The organism is Bradyrhizobium sp. GCM10028915 (assembly GCF_042666195.1).
Lineage (GTDB): Bacteria > Pseudomonadota > Alphaproteobacteria > Rhizobiales > Xanthobacteraceae > Bradyrhizobium > Bradyrhizobium canariense_D.
Window position 1 is genome coordinate 17017 of the sequence record NZ_JBHTFN010000001.1, and the last position, 14613, is coordinate 31629.

Annotated in this window: 13 protein-coding genes; 9 read left to right on the forward strand and 4 right to left on the reverse strand. The window is 62.8% G+C overall.

Going from position 1 to position 14613, the window contains the following annotated elements; all coding sequences use genetic code 11:
• The first annotated feature begins 453 nt into the window (after window positions 1-453).
• From ACFQX9_RS00080 to ACFQX9_RS00090, 3 genes are all read left to right on the forward strand, one after another.
• On the forward strand, window positions 454-2109 hold the full coding sequence (locus ACFQX9_RS00080) for a type II and III secretion system protein family protein (protein ID WP_377785970.1): 1656 nt from the start codon (window positions 454-456) through the stop codon (window positions 2107-2109).
• A 12-nt stretch (window positions 2110-2121) separates the two neighbouring features.
• On the forward strand, window positions 2122-2520 hold the full coding sequence (locus ACFQX9_RS00085) for a hypothetical protein (RefSeq protein ID WP_018458253.1): 399 nt from the start codon (window positions 2122-2124) through the stop codon (window positions 2518-2520).
• 202 nt (window positions 2521-2722) lie between these two features.
• A complete protein-coding gene (locus ACFQX9_RS00090; protein ID WP_018458254.1) occupies window positions 2723-3139 on the forward strand; it encodes a tetratricopeptide repeat protein in 417 nt (138 codons plus the stop codon).
• Between the two features lie 37 nt (window positions 3140-3176).
• On the opposite strand, the gene ACFQX9_RS00095 is transcribed toward ACFQX9_RS00090, so the two are convergent.
• Window positions 3177-3947 (reverse strand): hypothetical protein, encoded by a 771-nt coding sequence (locus ACFQX9_RS00095; protein WP_247412792.1) that lies wholly within the window; start codon window positions 3945-3947, stop codon window positions 3177-3179.
• Window positions 3948-4545: 598 nt separating this feature from the next.
• Window positions 4546-5808: an ROK family protein gene (locus ACFQX9_RS00100; RefSeq protein ID WP_204510522.1), complete on the reverse strand. Its 1263-nt coding sequence runs from the start codon at window positions 5806-5808 to the stop codon at window positions 4546-4548.
• 256 nt (window positions 5809-6064) lie between these two features.
• On the opposite strand from ACFQX9_RS00100, the gene ACFQX9_RS00105 reads away from it, so the two are divergent.
• From ACFQX9_RS00105 to ACFQX9_RS00120, 4 genes are all read left to right on the forward strand, one after another.
• Entirely contained in the window at window positions 6065-7030 is a 966-nt protein-coding gene (locus tag ACFQX9_RS00105; RefSeq protein ID WP_377785973.1) for a sugar-binding protein, read from the forward strand.
• A 65-nt stretch (window positions 7031-7095) separates the two neighbouring features.
• Complete coding sequence (locus ACFQX9_RS00110; protein ID WP_247394706.1) at window positions 7096-8622, forward strand: sugar ABC transporter ATP-binding protein; 1527 nt, start codon at window positions 7096-7098, stop codon at window positions 8620-8622.
• The gene (locus ACFQX9_RS00115; RefSeq protein WP_377785975.1) at window positions 8619-9680 is read left to right on the forward strand and encodes an ABC transporter permease; all 1062 of its coding nucleotides are present in this window, start codon (window positions 8619-8621) and stop codon (window positions 9678-9680) included. Before ACFQX9_RS00110 ends, ACFQX9_RS00115 begins: the two co-directional genes overlap by 4 nt.
• Window positions 9681-9817: 137 nt before the next feature.
• Window positions 9818-11164 carry a carbohydrate porin gene (locus ACFQX9_RS00120; RefSeq protein ID WP_204510525.1) on the forward strand — a complete coding sequence of 449 codons (1347 nt, stop codon included), beginning with the start codon at window positions 9818-9820 and terminating at the stop codon, window positions 11162-11164.
• 109 nt (window positions 11165-11273) lie between these two features.
• On the opposite strand, the gene ACFQX9_RS00125 is transcribed toward ACFQX9_RS00120, so the two are convergent.
• A complete protein-coding gene (locus ACFQX9_RS00125) occupies window positions 11274-12161 on the reverse strand; it encodes a VOC family protein (RefSeq protein ID WP_018458262.1) in 888 nt (295 codons plus the stop codon).
• A 166-nt stretch (window positions 12162-12327) separates the two neighbouring features.
• Here ACFQX9_RS00125 and ACFQX9_RS00130 point away from each other — a divergent pair, with 166 nt between their 5' ends.
• Complete coding sequence (locus ACFQX9_RS00130) at window positions 12328-13515, forward strand: CaiB/BaiF CoA-transferase family protein (protein ID WP_204510526.1); 1188 nt, start codon at window positions 12328-12330, stop codon at window positions 13513-13515.
• On the opposite strand, the gene ACFQX9_RS00135 is transcribed toward ACFQX9_RS00130, so the two are convergent.
• Window positions 13512-14297 carry a DUF72 domain-containing protein gene (locus tag ACFQX9_RS00135; protein WP_018458264.1) on the reverse strand — a complete coding sequence of 262 codons (786 nt, stop codon included), beginning with the start codon at window positions 14295-14297 and terminating at the stop codon, window positions 13512-13514. The two genes, ACFQX9_RS00130 and ACFQX9_RS00135, sit on opposite strands and share 4 nt — an antisense overlap.
• Here ACFQX9_RS00135 and ACFQX9_RS00140 point away from each other — a divergent pair.
• Window positions 14296-14607 carry a hypothetical protein gene (locus tag ACFQX9_RS00140; RefSeq protein ID WP_018458265.1) on the forward strand — a complete coding sequence of 104 codons (312 nt, stop codon included), beginning with the start codon at window positions 14296-14298 and terminating at the stop codon, window positions 14605-14607. The genes ACFQX9_RS00135 and ACFQX9_RS00140 overlap by 2 nt on opposite strands.
• Window positions 14608-14613 lie beyond the last annotated feature (6 nt).

Genomic DNA, 14613 nt, shown 5'->3' on the forward strand with positions numbered 1-14613 from the left:
CGCTACGTGGCCACGCCGTTCGGGCGTCCGCTTTTCGATCGGGGATTAAGAAGTTGGTCGAGTTTGGTCAAACGCGCGGGTGCGGAATTTCACCAGAGGGATTTGCACTCGGCCAAGCGAATCTCCGAGCGTGCGACCGAATGTCCTTCGATAGCAAATGCCGCGACGCAAGCGCGCGCCAATTGCACTCGTGCGGCGGGATAGTTCCCCACAGCCAGTGGGAATGATGCGCGCTGGCAACATTGAAGAGTTTTCTTTCCGCTTGCGGCGGTGCGGTAAGTATCTCGTCTTGCAAGCTGCCTGCATCAGGGAGGATGATCTTGGAAACACGAAGTAACGAATTGTAGTGGGACAGATTGTAAGCTCTGCGACGTGGTGCGCAGAGGGGAAATGTTGAGGACGTCGAGCACGTAGATTTGCGGGAATCTTCGTGGATCGCAGTGGGGGACTCGGATGAGTGGCGATGGCGTTTCGGGTAACAAGGTCGGGAGGCTTCTCGCCTTCGGCGTGATGGGTCTGGGCGCGGCGCTCGCCTCGTCTGGGTTCGCTGACCGCGCGGCGGCTGCAGACCGGCGGGGCTCATCCGGCGGCGTCATCGTCAGCGAGATGAACGACGTCCAGCGGGTCAAGCTCGTCCTCAACAAGTCACGTACCTTCAAAGTCGACACGGCCTTTGCGACGATCGTGGCGGGCTCGTCTGACATCGTCGACGTGAAGTCGCTGAGCGATCACCTCATCTACGTGCAGGGCAAGCAGACCGGCACTACCAACGTCATCCTGTTCGACAGCTCGATGAAGCAGATCGGGATTCTCGACGTCGAGGTCGTGATCGATACCGGCAATCTGCAGCAGAACATCCGGACCAGCACCGGCGGGCAAGGTATCCGCGTGTCGGCTTCCGAGGGCCAGGTGGTGCTCAGCGGGGTCGCGGCCGACGCAGTTACGGCCGAGCGGGCCATGGCGATCGCCACCAGCACGGTCGCGAAAGGGGGGGTCGTCGTCAACGCGATGAGCGTCGCGGCCCCGCAACAGGTGATGCTCGAGGTGCGCTTTCTCGAGGTCAACCGAGAAGCCGGCCGCAACCTCGGTGTCAATCTTTATGCGGCCAATGCCAACGGCACGAACGTTGGTAACACCGGGCTGGGTCGTGTGACCGCCGCCGGTCGATCAACGATTGGTGGGATCAATACCGCCAACGGTCCTCTCGGTGCCGGGGGAGGGGATGTCGGCGCTCCCCCGACGGGTAGCCTTCCGGTCCTAGGAACTCTGGGAACGCTCGCCGGTACAGCGGGGGGCATCGCGCCGGCCCCGTTCGGAAGCTTGTTGACCAGCATTGTCAGAACCAGCAGCGGCGGCTCGGTGGACCTATTGATCTCGGCGCTGGAAACCAAGGGGTTGGCACGCCGGCTGGCGGAGCCAAATCTGACCACGCTGTCCGGCGATGCCGCGCGCTTTCTTGCCGGCGGTGAGTTTCCGGTACCGATACCGACCCAGACAACAAACGGCTTTCCCACCATCACGATCGACTACAAGAAGTTCGGTGTTGAGCTCGCCTTCGTCCCCACTGTGCTCTCGCGCGGTGTGATCAATCTTCGGGTCGAGCCGTCGGTCAGCGAACTTGATTTCGCCAACGCGGTGACGATCCAGGGGACGACCGTTCCTGCGCTGACCCGTCGCGACGCGCGAACCACGGTGGAGTTGCGCGATGGCCAGAGCTTTGCCATCGCCGGCCTGTTGCAGACCCGCAATCGCCAGGACGTTTCGCAGTTACCTTGGATCGGCTCGGTGCCGGTGATTGGAAGCCTGTTCAGCAGCAAATCTTATCAGCAGGAAGAAACCGATCTGGTGATCATCGTGACGCCGCGCCTGGTCGCGCCGGCGGCGCCCGGTCAGCAATTGGCCTCGCCGCTCGACTCCCGCCTGCCGGCCAACGACGTCGATTTCTTCCTCAATGGTCAGATGGAAGTCCGCAAGCGTTACAATGACTACGTCAATTCCGGAGGCGAAGTGAAGGGACCGTATGGCCACATCATCGCGCCTGAAGTCCGGGCCCCCATCGTCGTCCCGGCCGCTAGTGCCGATCAGACGGTCGTCAAAACTCTAAACTAAAGGACGCGCGAGATGACGATCAGGCATCTGGTTCTGTTTGCGCCCATCCTGCTCGGGGGATGTTACGGCGTCGCCGGTCATGACGAGGTGGACCGCTACTTTCAGCGTTCCAACAGCATCACGATGACCGCCGGCGATGCCAAGCAGGTCAACGCCGTGACCCATACCATCCACCCATGGCCGCGATACGTGGGCGATCGCCGGATCGCGTATGACGCGCGACGTGTGGGCTCGGCCGTGACGCGCTACGGCAACCAGCAACAGCCGGTGGATCAGCTTCCCGATAACGGTGATCCGACGAAACTAATGGGCCAGCGCCCGCCCGTCACGCAGAATGTCAACGTAACTGGATTGGGAGCGGGAGCATCGTCGGGCATATCGGTGCCAGTCGGCGGGGCAGGGGGCAGGTAGCGGCTTTTGGTAGTTGAGTTCAGCGACGGGACATTGAGTGCGGTGCAGTGAGTCCGCTGGGCCGGGCGGGGGACAAAAAATTATGCGACGTGCCATTCTACTGCTGACCTGTTGCTGGCTGGCGCCAGGCCTTGCGGCATGTGACCAGACCACGAGGGTGGCTGCCGTCGTGGCTCCCGTAGACCCACCGGGTGGGGACCCGGTGCAGGAGCCGACCGACGTCAAGTACTACCCGTCGGACGAGCCTGTGCGGCTGGGGCTGGAGCATTACAATCGCGGCAGTTACGGGCTCTCACAGCGCTATTTCAAGGACGCCGTCGAGAAATCACCCAAGGACGTCACCGCCTGGATTGGTCTCGCAGCGAGCTACGACAAGCTGCGTCGTTTCGATCTGGCCGATCAGGCCTATGCGCAAGCGATCCGGCTGGGAGGCGAAACCGTTCAGATTCTGAATGACCAGGGATATTCGTACATGCTGCGCGGCAATCTGAATGCAGCGCGACGGAAATTCGAGAAGGCCTATTCACTCGACCCAGGTAATCCGGTCATCGCCAATAACCTCGAGCTTCTCAATGGCAGCCGGCGGTTCATTGAAAGACCACCAAACAACCAGCCATAAGCAATCGACCGGATACTGCGATCACGGCCAGTTCTCGTCAATTTGGCCCAATCACAGCATCAGCGTGACGGCTGCCGCTGCGGACGATGACAACAACGCCATTGCGAACGGTAAATCGTGCGCCGAGCAGTTTCCGCACCTTCTCCGTGATCGGAGAGGGAAACGGAACGGTGTCTCCCACGACGGGTTCGCCGACCTTGATCGTCTCAGTCGCGGAGCCTGCAACTGGTGCAGGCTTGATATAGTCTCGGATAAGCTGAATCTCTTCACGTGATAGGATGAGCGGAGCCTGGTCAGGACGGGTCTCCGACGGCGGCTTGGATGTTTCACTGCTTGCTTTTTCACGTATCTCATTGGTGCTTGCGATCTGATCGAGCCTGGCTACGCGTAGCTTGAGCGCGATGATGTCACGTTGCAGTGCTGCGATCTCCAATTTGCGCGCGTTGGCCTGCATGAAGACAATGATCGCGCAAACGCAGCCCACGACAAAGCCGACGCTCAGCAATGCGATCAACCACCGCTCAAAGTTTCCCATCGACCGTCCGGCCGTCCGGGGGAGTTGTTCGCGCTGGAGATGGCTCCGCCAGATGCGGCGTGCTCGGTGCATCCAGTCGGTAGAGCCCGTTACGCTTGCCGCCGGCCGGCCTGACCCAAAATGCGCGGGCGACGAGGCGGCTTCCTCTCGGGCCGGATCAACTAACGACGCCGTGTCGACTTGCTCAAGCTCTAGATCCTCGGGGACGCGATCCTCCGTAGTCAGATGAGCGGCAGGGTGGAAGGGATCCATCTGCTTATCGAGCCGGCCCATCTCCATTCTCCGTGGAGCCATCTATCAACTTCAGCAGTTCCGCCGACGCGGATAGAATAGGGTACCCGAAGATTGGATCAATCGGAACGAAAAAGGCGCCAGGCCGCGCCGTGAACCGTTCTGAGGATAGCTTCAGGAGATAGGGCACCAACAGATGCCAAGGTTCGCCCCGCGAATGCACGTTCCGACCACGCGGACCATAGACAGTGCAATGAGGCACCATGTCGTGCGACGAATGCCCAATTTCAGCTGGTTAAGCCCAGGGTGCGACCGGTACGTTATTGGTTGTTCTACCGCTGTGGCTGTCTCTTAATGAGCCGCTTTATCGGGTTCTTCAGACGCTTACGCCAAGGCGCTTGCATGCGTGATAGCGCGCGCCATGACTAAGCGAATCTGAAGGGCAGCTGCGTTGCTCGATCGATCGCTAGCTGCCCCCTTTTCATTTGGAAACACTAGCCAACCTACTGAAATTACTGGAGCGTGTTTCGACCATTTTTTCCAAATGCGCCTTGAAATCACTATATAATCGAGCAGGTGTTGATTCCGCCATTCGGAGGTTCGATCCCTCCCGCCCCAGCCAGCGCTTAGCTCTCGGCGCTTACTCGGTCGCTTCCATATGGTTTTGGTCCACGACCCGCAGCGTCCGTCGCACCATGCCCTCGACAATGACCGCCGATTCGCTTGGACGCAGATGGATCGCCGTGGACCTGAGCAGCCATGGCAACACCGCCTGCTCAAGCCGCTCCTCATAGGCGTGGCGCATCATGTCGAATGCCATCAGGCCTGGACCCGCCAGGATGACATGGTGCGGCCGCAGCACGGATATCGTTGCTGCGACCGCCTCGGCGAGCGCGCGACCCGCCTGCAGGAATAGGTGCTCGAGACGTGGATCGCCGCCCAGCGCGCGCTCGCGCAACAGGGCCATCTGTCCCTCCGATGGCTGCTGCGAGTCCGCCGGCGGCAGATCGAGAAAGGTGCGGGCGTCGCGGTAGAGCGCGTAATCGGCAAGATAAGCCTCGATACAGCCGCGCTGGCCGCAGCGGCATTGCGGCCCGTCCGGCGCCAGCTTGACATGGCCGATCTCGCTGCCGGCGCCCCAGCGTGCTTCACCATCGGCAACGACGCCCATCCCGATGCCGTGACCGACCATGATCGTGGCCGAGAGGCCTTGCGCCAATGCCGGTTCGGCGGCCGTGAGGGCGAGCGCGACCGCGACAGCGTCGTTCGCCATGACGACATCGACGCCGAACGCCTGACGTATCGGCGTCGCCAGATCGACTTCGGTGATCGACAGCGCGGGACTCCACAGTGTCGTGCCGGTGTCGACGTTCACGATGCCTTGCAGCGCAATCCCGATTCCCAACAGCCGATGGCGCGGCGTCGCCGTCGCATCGAGCAGCGCATTGATCTGCGCAATCACGAGATCGCGCAGCGCGCCTGCATCGAGCGCGCGCGTCGACAGTGCAAGTCGCGACTGCGCGACGCCGGAGCCCCGGAAATCCGCGATCAGCGTCTCGATCAGGTTCATGCGCACGGAGACCGCGGCGATGCGCCCGAACTCCGGATTCAGGGTCAGCAGCACGGCCGGCCGGCCGCGGCGGCGGCCATTCAGCCCGTCCGCATCTTCTTCCTCGCCGTCCTCGGACCACGGCGTTGCCGCCGTCTCGGTCTCACAGAGCAGCTCTTCTGCGATCAGCCGCGACGTCAGGCCGGAAACGGCCGGGAAGCTCAGCCCTGTACTCCGGGCGAGCGCCACGCGCGGCAGCGGCCCTTGGCGTCGCAAGACATCGACGAGACGGCCGCGGTTGGATTCACGGGCGGTGTTTGACACGCGTCTGGACGGCTCAATTTGGTCAACCATGCTGCCTCTTTAATTCATCAGGTAAATTTAATGGAGGGGATGGGGTGCGTGTGTGACCGGAAAAGCACAATCGGATTCGGTTTTCAGCAGCCATATTTACTATTATCGTACCATCTGTACTATTTAGACTTGAAGAAGGGGCAAGTACATCCTGATCCGGCTGGTTTGCCCTGCGGCATTTGTTCGCGACGTAAATAAAAGATAGCGCATAAGCGCTGTGAAACCCCTGAACGGGGGTGACCCAAGGGAGGTGTACATGAACGAATCGCTGAAGAAACTAATGGTGTCGCTGTTTGCGACCGCAGCTGCGCTGGCCGTCGCCACGGGGGCGGCGCAGGCCCAGCAGAAAAAGACCATCGCGCTGGTCACCAATGCCGCGGCCGATTTCTGGACGATCGCCGGCCGCGGGCTCGAAAAGGCTCAGAAGGAGCACCCGGAATACGACATCCAGTTGATCGTCACCAACGAAGCGACGGCGGCGGGCCAGCGGCGCGAGCTGGACGACCTGCTGGTGCGCGGCGTCGCCGGCATCTCCATCTCGGTCGACGATGCGCCGCACGCAACCGAAGAGCTCAACAAGGTTGCGGCCAAGACCGTGTTGATCACGACGGATAGCGACGCGCCGCAGAGCAAGCGTCTCGCCTATATCGGCACCGACAACGTCGCGGCCGGGCGCCAGGCAGGCGGGGAGATCAAGAAGGCGTTGCCGAACGGTGGCAAGATCGCGCTGTTCGTCGGCACGATGGACGCGGACAACGCCCGCGAGCGGGTGCAGGGTATCAAGGACGCGATCGCCGGCACCAAGGTCGAGCTGGTCGACGTGTTCACCGACCAGGTGGACTTCGCCAAGGCCAAGGCGAACATGGAGAACGTGCTGGTCAAATATCCCGACATCGCGCTTTTGTCCGGCCTCTGGAGCTACGAGACTCCGCTGATCTATGACGCAGTCAAGGCGGCTGGCAAGGCCGGCAAGGTGAAGATCGTCGGCTTCGACGAGGATCAGCGCACGCTGCGGGGAATATCCGACGGGACGATCGAGTCCACTGTCGTGCAGCAGCCGTACGAGTTCGGGTATCTCTCCGCCATCAACATCATCAAGACGCTGAACGGCGACAAGTCCTGGATTCCGGCTGATAGCAAGCTGATCGTGCCGACCCAGGTGGTCAGCAAGTCCAACGTTGCGGAGTTTACCGCTCATCTGAAGGAGCTGCTGAAGAAGTGACTTCAGCGTGCTTCACGGCCCGGCCGCCGCGGTGGCCGGGCTTTGGGCGGGAGGGAAGCGGAGAGATGGCAGAGACACTGCTGGAGCTCAGCGGGATCAGCAAGACCTATCCCGGGGTCAGGGCGCTCGACGACGTCAATCTGCGCGTCTATCGCGGCGAAGTGTTGGGTTTGATCGGCGAGAACGGCGCCGGCAAATCGACGCTGATGCGCGTGCTGGGTGGCGTGATCGCGCCGAGCGAAGGCGTGATCCGCATCGGCACCAGCGAGTATGCCCGAACCACGGTGACCGAGGCGACGCGGGCCGGCATCGCCTTCGTGCACCAGGAGCTGAACTTGTTCGAGAATCTCGACGTCGCAGCCAACGTGTTCATCGGGCGCGAGAAGCTGATGGGCGGGCCGCTGAAGCTGGTGGACAATGCCGAGATGCGTGCTCGGGTGACCCCGCTGCTGGAGCGGCTGGGTGCCGATTTCGCGCCGGATACGCTGGTCGAAGACCTCTCCATCGCCGAGCGGCAAATGGTGGAGATCGCCAAGGCGCTCTCGATCGACGCCCGCGTGATCATCATGGACGAGCCGACCTCCAGCCTGACGATCTCGGAGACCGAACGGCTGCTGGAGGTGATTGCCGATCTGAAGGCGCACGGCATTTCGGTGATCTATATCTCTCACCGGCTCGGAGAGATCATGACCTGCGCCGACCGCGTCGTGGTGCTGCGTGACGGTCGCACCGTGGGAGAACTGGCGCTGAACGAGCTAAGCCATGCCGCGATGATCCGGTTGATGATCGGTCGCGACCTCAAAGCGCTGCATACCCCGCCGAAACAGGCGCCGCAGCCGGGCGGCTGCGATATCGTCGGCGTCGTGACGTCGGCCTTTCCCGACCGGCAGGTTGATCTTTCCGTGCGGCATGGCGAGATCCTGGGACTGGCGGGGCTCGTGGGCGCTGGCCGCACTTCTCTTGCCCGCGCCGCCTTCGGCATTGACCCGCTGCTGGGCGGCGAGATCAGGATCGACAACGCACCGGTCGCTGTCGCATCGCCGCGCGACGCGATCAGCCAAGGCATCTATCTGGTGCCGGAGGACCGCAAGAAATCCGGGCTCGTGCTGGAGCTGCCGATCCGCGAGAACATGACGCTGGCGAGCCTATTGGATCACGCGCGGATGTGGCTGGTCAGCGGCGCGGCCGAGCGCAAGGTCGCGAAGCAGCAGGTGAGGCGCCTCTCCATCAAGGCGCCAAGCATCGATATGGAGGCCGTGACGCTCTCCGGCGGCAACCAGCAGAAGGTCGTGCTCGGCAAATGGCTGTCCATGCAGCCGCGCGTGATGTTCTTCGACGAGCCGACCCGCGGCATCGACGTCGGCGCCAAGGGCGAGATCTACGCGTTGATGCGCGAGCTTGCCGACCAGGGCGTCGCGATCGTGATGATCTCCTCGGACATGGAGGAGGTCATCGGCGTCTCCGACCGCGTGGCGGTCATGCATGAAGGCGGCGTCAGCGGCGTGCTCGAGCGGGAGCAGTTCAGCGAATACAACGTGTTGCGGCTAGCCATGGGCCAGGCGCTGGAAACCGCGGAAGCGGCCGCGCCATGATCAGGAAAGAGCTCGGTCTGGCATTGCTGCTGGTGGTGATCGCCGCCATCACCGGCGCGATCAATCCCGCCTTCCTGTCGCTGGTGAACCTCTTGAACATGGCCAATCTGATCGGCCTCTTCGGTGTGTTCGCGCTCGGCGAGGGACTCGTGATCATCACCGGCGGCATCGACCTGTCGCTCGGCTCGATGTTTGCGCTGCTCGGCGTCGTGTTCGTGGATCTTCTGACGACCTACCAGGTGCCGTGGCCCCTGGCACTGCTGGCCGTGCTGCTGGGCGGGCTGGTGCTCGGCGGCATCCAGGGGTTCCTGATCACCCGCCTGAAGATGCAGCCCTTCATCGTGACGCTGTGTGGGTTGCTGATCTATCGCGGCGCCGCCCGCTATTACACGAGCGATTCGACCCGCGGCTTCGGTTACGGCGACGAGGCGGCGACACTGAGCAACATCGCCTCGGGCCATTTGGCGGGAATCCCGAACACCTTCATCCTCCTGATCATCCTTGCGCTGATCCTTGGCGTGCTGCTGCACCGCTCGGTCTACGGGCGCTGGCTTTATGCCGTCGGCAAGAACGAGGAGGCGGCACGCTTCTCGGGCATCAACACCAATATCGTGATCGCAACCGCCTATATCATCAGCGGCGGACTCGCCGGAGTTTCGACGGTCTTGTTCGTGTTCTACACGAACTCGGTGTCGCCGAGCTCCTTCGGAAATTTCTACGAGCTCTACGCGATTGCGGCCGCCGTGCTGGGCGGGTGCAGCCTGCGCGGCGGGGAGGGGTCCATTCTCGGTATCGTGCTGGGCACGGCGCTGCTGCAGGTGTTGCAGAACCTCGTGAACATCCTGGGCATCCCGAATTCGCTGAACTTCGCGGTGATGGGCACGGTCATTCTGATCGGCGTGTTGGCGGATCAGCAATTGCAGGCGCGACGGCGGCGCAAGCTGGCACTGGCCGGCGTCGCCCGCATCGCGCCGAAATCGACATTGGCGGAGCAAGTCCAGGGCGCGTCACCGCGCCCCGCGGATGCATTGCCGGCGAGAACGGTTGATCAGGCATGACAGATCCAGGCTCCAGTTGACACAAGGCTGCCTGGTCGGCGGCCGCTGGGGGAGGGAGCGCGTTCCAGGCTCGAGGGCTTTGGGCAGGGGCGTGAGGCGAAACAAGTAAAGCCTGAGACGGCGGGAGGACGAGTAAAATGTTGCGCAGGTTTATGAACACCGCAGGGGTGTGCGGTGTGGGGATTGCTTTCTCATCGCTGTTTTGCGGTGGAGTGTATGCGGCCGACTTTTCGACGAAAGCTGCGCCTGTTCCTTATGCGGCTGACGATTTCTGGACGAGACCGTATCTGTTCGGCGATCTCGGCAGGACCAGGCTGAAGGAGCAGGGCATCGATATCGGCCTGACGCTCGGTAACGAATCGGTCGGCAATGTCTCCGGCGGAAGCAGGAATACCGCGGCCAACGCCGGCCAGTTGTGGTTCGGCGCGAAGCTGGACATGGGAAAACTCGCCGGCATTCCCGGCGGCACCGTCGGTCTCACGCTGGTCGACCGCTTCGGCAAGAATCTGAATACCGAAGCGGACATTCCCGCCCTGCAGCTGACCAACGAAGTGTTCGGCCGCGGCAATATTCTGCGCCTGACGCAGCTCTATTACTCGCAGAAGCTTTTCGATGACCGCCTTGAACTCAAGGGCGGCCGTCTTCCGGTCGGCTCCGACTTCTTCTTCGGCCTGTGCGAGTTCATCAACCTGACCTTCTGCGGCGGTCAGCCCGGCAACATCCAGGGCGGCTACATCTACAATTGGCCGGTGAGCCAGTGGGCCGGTGTCGTCCACTACAAGATCGCGCCGGAATTCACGGTGTCGGTCGGTGTCTACGATGCCAATCCGGGTTACCTGACGACGTCAGACCCGGGCGTCTACTTCTTGCCCGGCATTCCCGCCTCGAACCCCGCCAGTGGCGTGATGGTGCCGGTGGAGTTGGTCTGGACGCCGAAGGGGCCCTTGACCGGGACCTGGAGACTCGGCGGCTGGTACGACAGCGCCTCGTCCATTGATGGCGGCCTTCCGGGTGTTATCGGCACCATCCCGGGCGTCGGTGGTGTGCCCGATCAAAATATCAGCGATCAACGCGGCCGCTTCGGCGTCTACGAGTCGATCCTGCAGCGGTTGACTGTTGACGGCCCGGGTGCGGTAGGCTGGTACACCTTCCTCAATACCACCGTCGCCGATCACCGGACCTCGTACCAGGATTACCAGATCGCCCTCGGCTTCAGGCATACCGGAACGTTCTCCTGGCGTCCCCAGGACGAAGTCGGCTTCGCGGTCGGCACGACGCACGTGAACACGGCTGCCCTCAGTCCGAACGCCGGCGGCAACGAAGTGCCGCTTGAAGTCTGGTACGGATGGCAGGCGACCGGCTGGCTGAACCTCAAGTTCGACGCTCAGTATGTCATCAATCCCGGTGGGCGCGGCTATAACGCGGCGGGCGTGAAGACCGACAACGCCGTGGTTCTTGGCATGCGCACCGAGGTCCACTTCTGACGGGACGCTCACCCGTCTGATGCGAAAGGTGGGGCATGCCCGTCCCACCGGAGCGCACGCAACGTGTGGCGGCTCCACTCAGCGGAGCCGCCCGGGACTTGGTTATCACCTATCCCTCGTATTGATCCGGTCCCATCGCCCAAGACGCCTGATCGTGACCGAACGCGTAATTGCGGTTGTTGATCGCCGGATTGCGATTGACCATCGGCCGCATGAACATCGGGTGGGTGGCGCTGCGCACCTCGTGCTCGACCGTGAACAGCGGCTTGCCGCTGTCGAGATCGACGATGTCGCAGAAGCGGTACTGGTACTGATTGTCCTCGCGCGAGATCAAATCGCGCGCCAGCAGCTTGCGGTAAGGGCCGGAAAAATCGGTGATGTACATCTGCACATGGTGGCCGTCATAGTCGCCTTGCGGTCGATCGGTCTCGCGAAACAACAGATGCTGGTCGCGGCCGGTCTTCACGGCGGCAACCGTACCGTCGCCGTTCCGTAACTCGGATGGCATGCCCATGATCTCGGGGTAGAAGGCGCAGATGCGAGCGGCCGATCCCACCGGCACGTCGAACTCGACATAGGGAACGCCGAGCGCGACACGGCCGAAGCGCGCGGCGTCGGGCTCGTAGCAGCGCAGGCGGTTGCCCCACGGACAAATCGCCTCGACATGGTCGTTATGCTCGGCGAAGGCGAACGCGGTGCCCTCGAGCTTTTTGGCGACCGACGCCAATCGCGCCAGCAGCGCCTCGCGGCCCGCGATGACGAGTCCGACATGACCGCGCAGCACCTGCGGCCGGCCGCTCGGCAAATGAAACTGGCTCCGTCCGGCGTTGATCCACATGTTGGTGTCGGACACCATCAGATACGGATCGCGGGTGAGCCCGAGACCTGCGACATAGAACAGCGTGGCGAGGCGCTGGTCCGGGACCTGGATGTTGACGTGCTCGAAATGGATCGCGTTGCCGAGATCTTCTTTGGATCGATCGAATTGTTGCGGCATGGACGGGGCTCTGATGGGGGAGGGACAGGTCCATACTAGAGCACAATTTCCGCCAGTCGAAATGATTCGCCGATCACATCTCGAGGGTGGGGCATGGCGTCCATTGCCACCTTGCCGCAAATGCCAATCCCTGTAAGCTGACAAAAAGCACAAAGGAAAGAGATCGATGGGAGGGGTTCTGGCGGGCGTCCGCGTTCTTGATTTCGGGCGCTATATCGCGGGGCCCTATTGCGCGACCTTGCTGGCCGAATTCGGCGCCGAGGTCATTCGCGTGGAGAAGCGCGACGGCAGCGAGGATCGTTTCGTGGCGCCGGTCGGCGAAACTGGCGAAGGCGCGCTGTTTCTTCAAGTCAACCGCAACAAGAAGTGCCTCACGCTCGATCCGATGAAGCCGGAAGGACAGGAGGTGATGCGCCGCCTGATTGCGACCGCGGACGTGGTCGTCGCCAATTTGCCGCCGCAGACCTTGCGCGCGATGAAGCTCGACTACGATTCGCTCAAGGCGATCAAGCCGGACATCATCCTGACGACGGCCACCGCGTTTGGCGGGCCGGGGCCATGGTCCGACCGTGTCGGCTTCGATGGTGTCGGCCAGGTCATGTCGGGCTCGGTGTACATGACGGGCGCCGGCGATCCACCCTACCGGGCCGCGGTCAACTGGGTCGATTTCGGGACCGCGCTACATTGCGCGTTCGGCACGCTCGCCGCACTGATCGAGCGCGGCAAATCCGGGCGCGGGCAGATCGTCGAGGGCGCGTTGCTCGCAACCGCCTTGTCCTTCACCAACGCGACGCTGATCGAGCAGGCCGTCATCAACGTCAATCGCGTGCCGACAGGCAATCTCGGCCAGACCGCGGCGCCCGCCGACATCTACCGCACCAGGGACGGCTGGGTGCTGTGCCAGGTCACGGGGCATCCGCTGTTCAAGCGCTGGGCGAAACTGATGGGCGAGGAGGAGGTCTGGCTGAACGATCCGCGCTTTGCCGACGACATCAGCCGCGGCAACAATGGCCCTGTCATCAGCGAGCGCATGGCGCGCTGGTGCGCCGAGCGCACCACGCAGGAAGCCGTCGACACCCTGGGCAAGGCCATGATTCCGACCGGCCCCGTGCTGAGCCCGCAGCAGGCGCTGGATCATCCGCACGTCCGCGCCGCCGGATTCATGCAGGACGTCGACTATCCAGGTCTGCCGAAGCCCGCACCGGTGGCACGCGCCGCCGTCCGCCTGTCGGAAACGCCCGGCGAAATCGCGATGCGCCCGCCCACGCTCGGCGAGCATACCGATCTTATCCTGACCGAGCTCGGCTACGACAAGGCCGCGATCGCGGCGCTCCGGCAAGGCGGCATCGTCTAGCGGTGAACAACGGCACCTGCACGGCGGCTTGCCGTCGTGATCGCCGCGCTTTGCCGCACGTTGAGCAATTGCTTCAACGCCTGTGCATCGGCCGGCGCCGCGCTCTTCTGGTCGTTGTCGAAATAGACGTAGACGTCGCAGCCCTGCCGCTTCCAGGATTTGATGCGCCGCGCCCATTGCGCCAGCGTGGGTTTCGTATAGTGCCCGTGATAGCGCCCGCTGGGCCCGTGCCCGCGCACATAGACGAAATCCGCCGTGCGCTTCCATGGCGCGGGCGCGTCGTGATGATCGGACAGGCACAGCGAGATGTTCTCGTCGGCCAGCATCCGCAAGATGCGCGGCTGATACCAGCTCGGATGACGGAATTCGAAACTGTAACGCCGCTTCCGCGACAACAGCTTGAAGAAGCCGGCGAGGCGGTCCGCGTCGGCCTCGAATTGCGGCGGGAGCTGGAACAGGATCGGGCCGGCCTTGCCGCCGAGCCGTGAGATGCGATCCTCCAGCAGTTCGAGGCTGTTCACCGAGCGATCCGACAGGCGCTTCCAGTGCGTGATGAATTTCGAGGCCTTCCAGGCAAAGACGAAATCGCGGCCGGTCTGCTCCCGCCAACCCTCGACGGCCTCCGGCGTCGGGGTGCGGTAGAACACCCCGTTCAGCTCGGTGGTGTCGAACTGTCCGGCGTAGTAGCTCAGCTGCTGCTTCAGCGTCACGCCCTTGGGAAAGAACGGGCCTCGCCAGGAGGCGTAATGCCAGCCGGAAGTTCCGATCAGAACGCGCGCCATGTTCGACGTGTCCATCCATTGCGATTTGCCGGATGGGAACGTCCGTGCGGCCGATACGTTGCTCGTGAGCTTGATCAACGCAGGACCGGAACCGATGTACGCGCTGTTCGAAGGCAACAAGCAGATCGGCGATCCCTTTCCGACGGAGAAGGAGGTGTGGGAAGCCGCCTTGATCGAGGGGCTGGTAACCGACGTACCGGTCGCGGACGAGGAGGGCGGCCGCCTTCTGCCCGCCGGCTATCACGTCGCGCAGGTCGAGGAGACGTTCGAGCCGAAGCCCGGCTGGAAGTTGCCGCGCGAGATCTCGTGAGCGGGC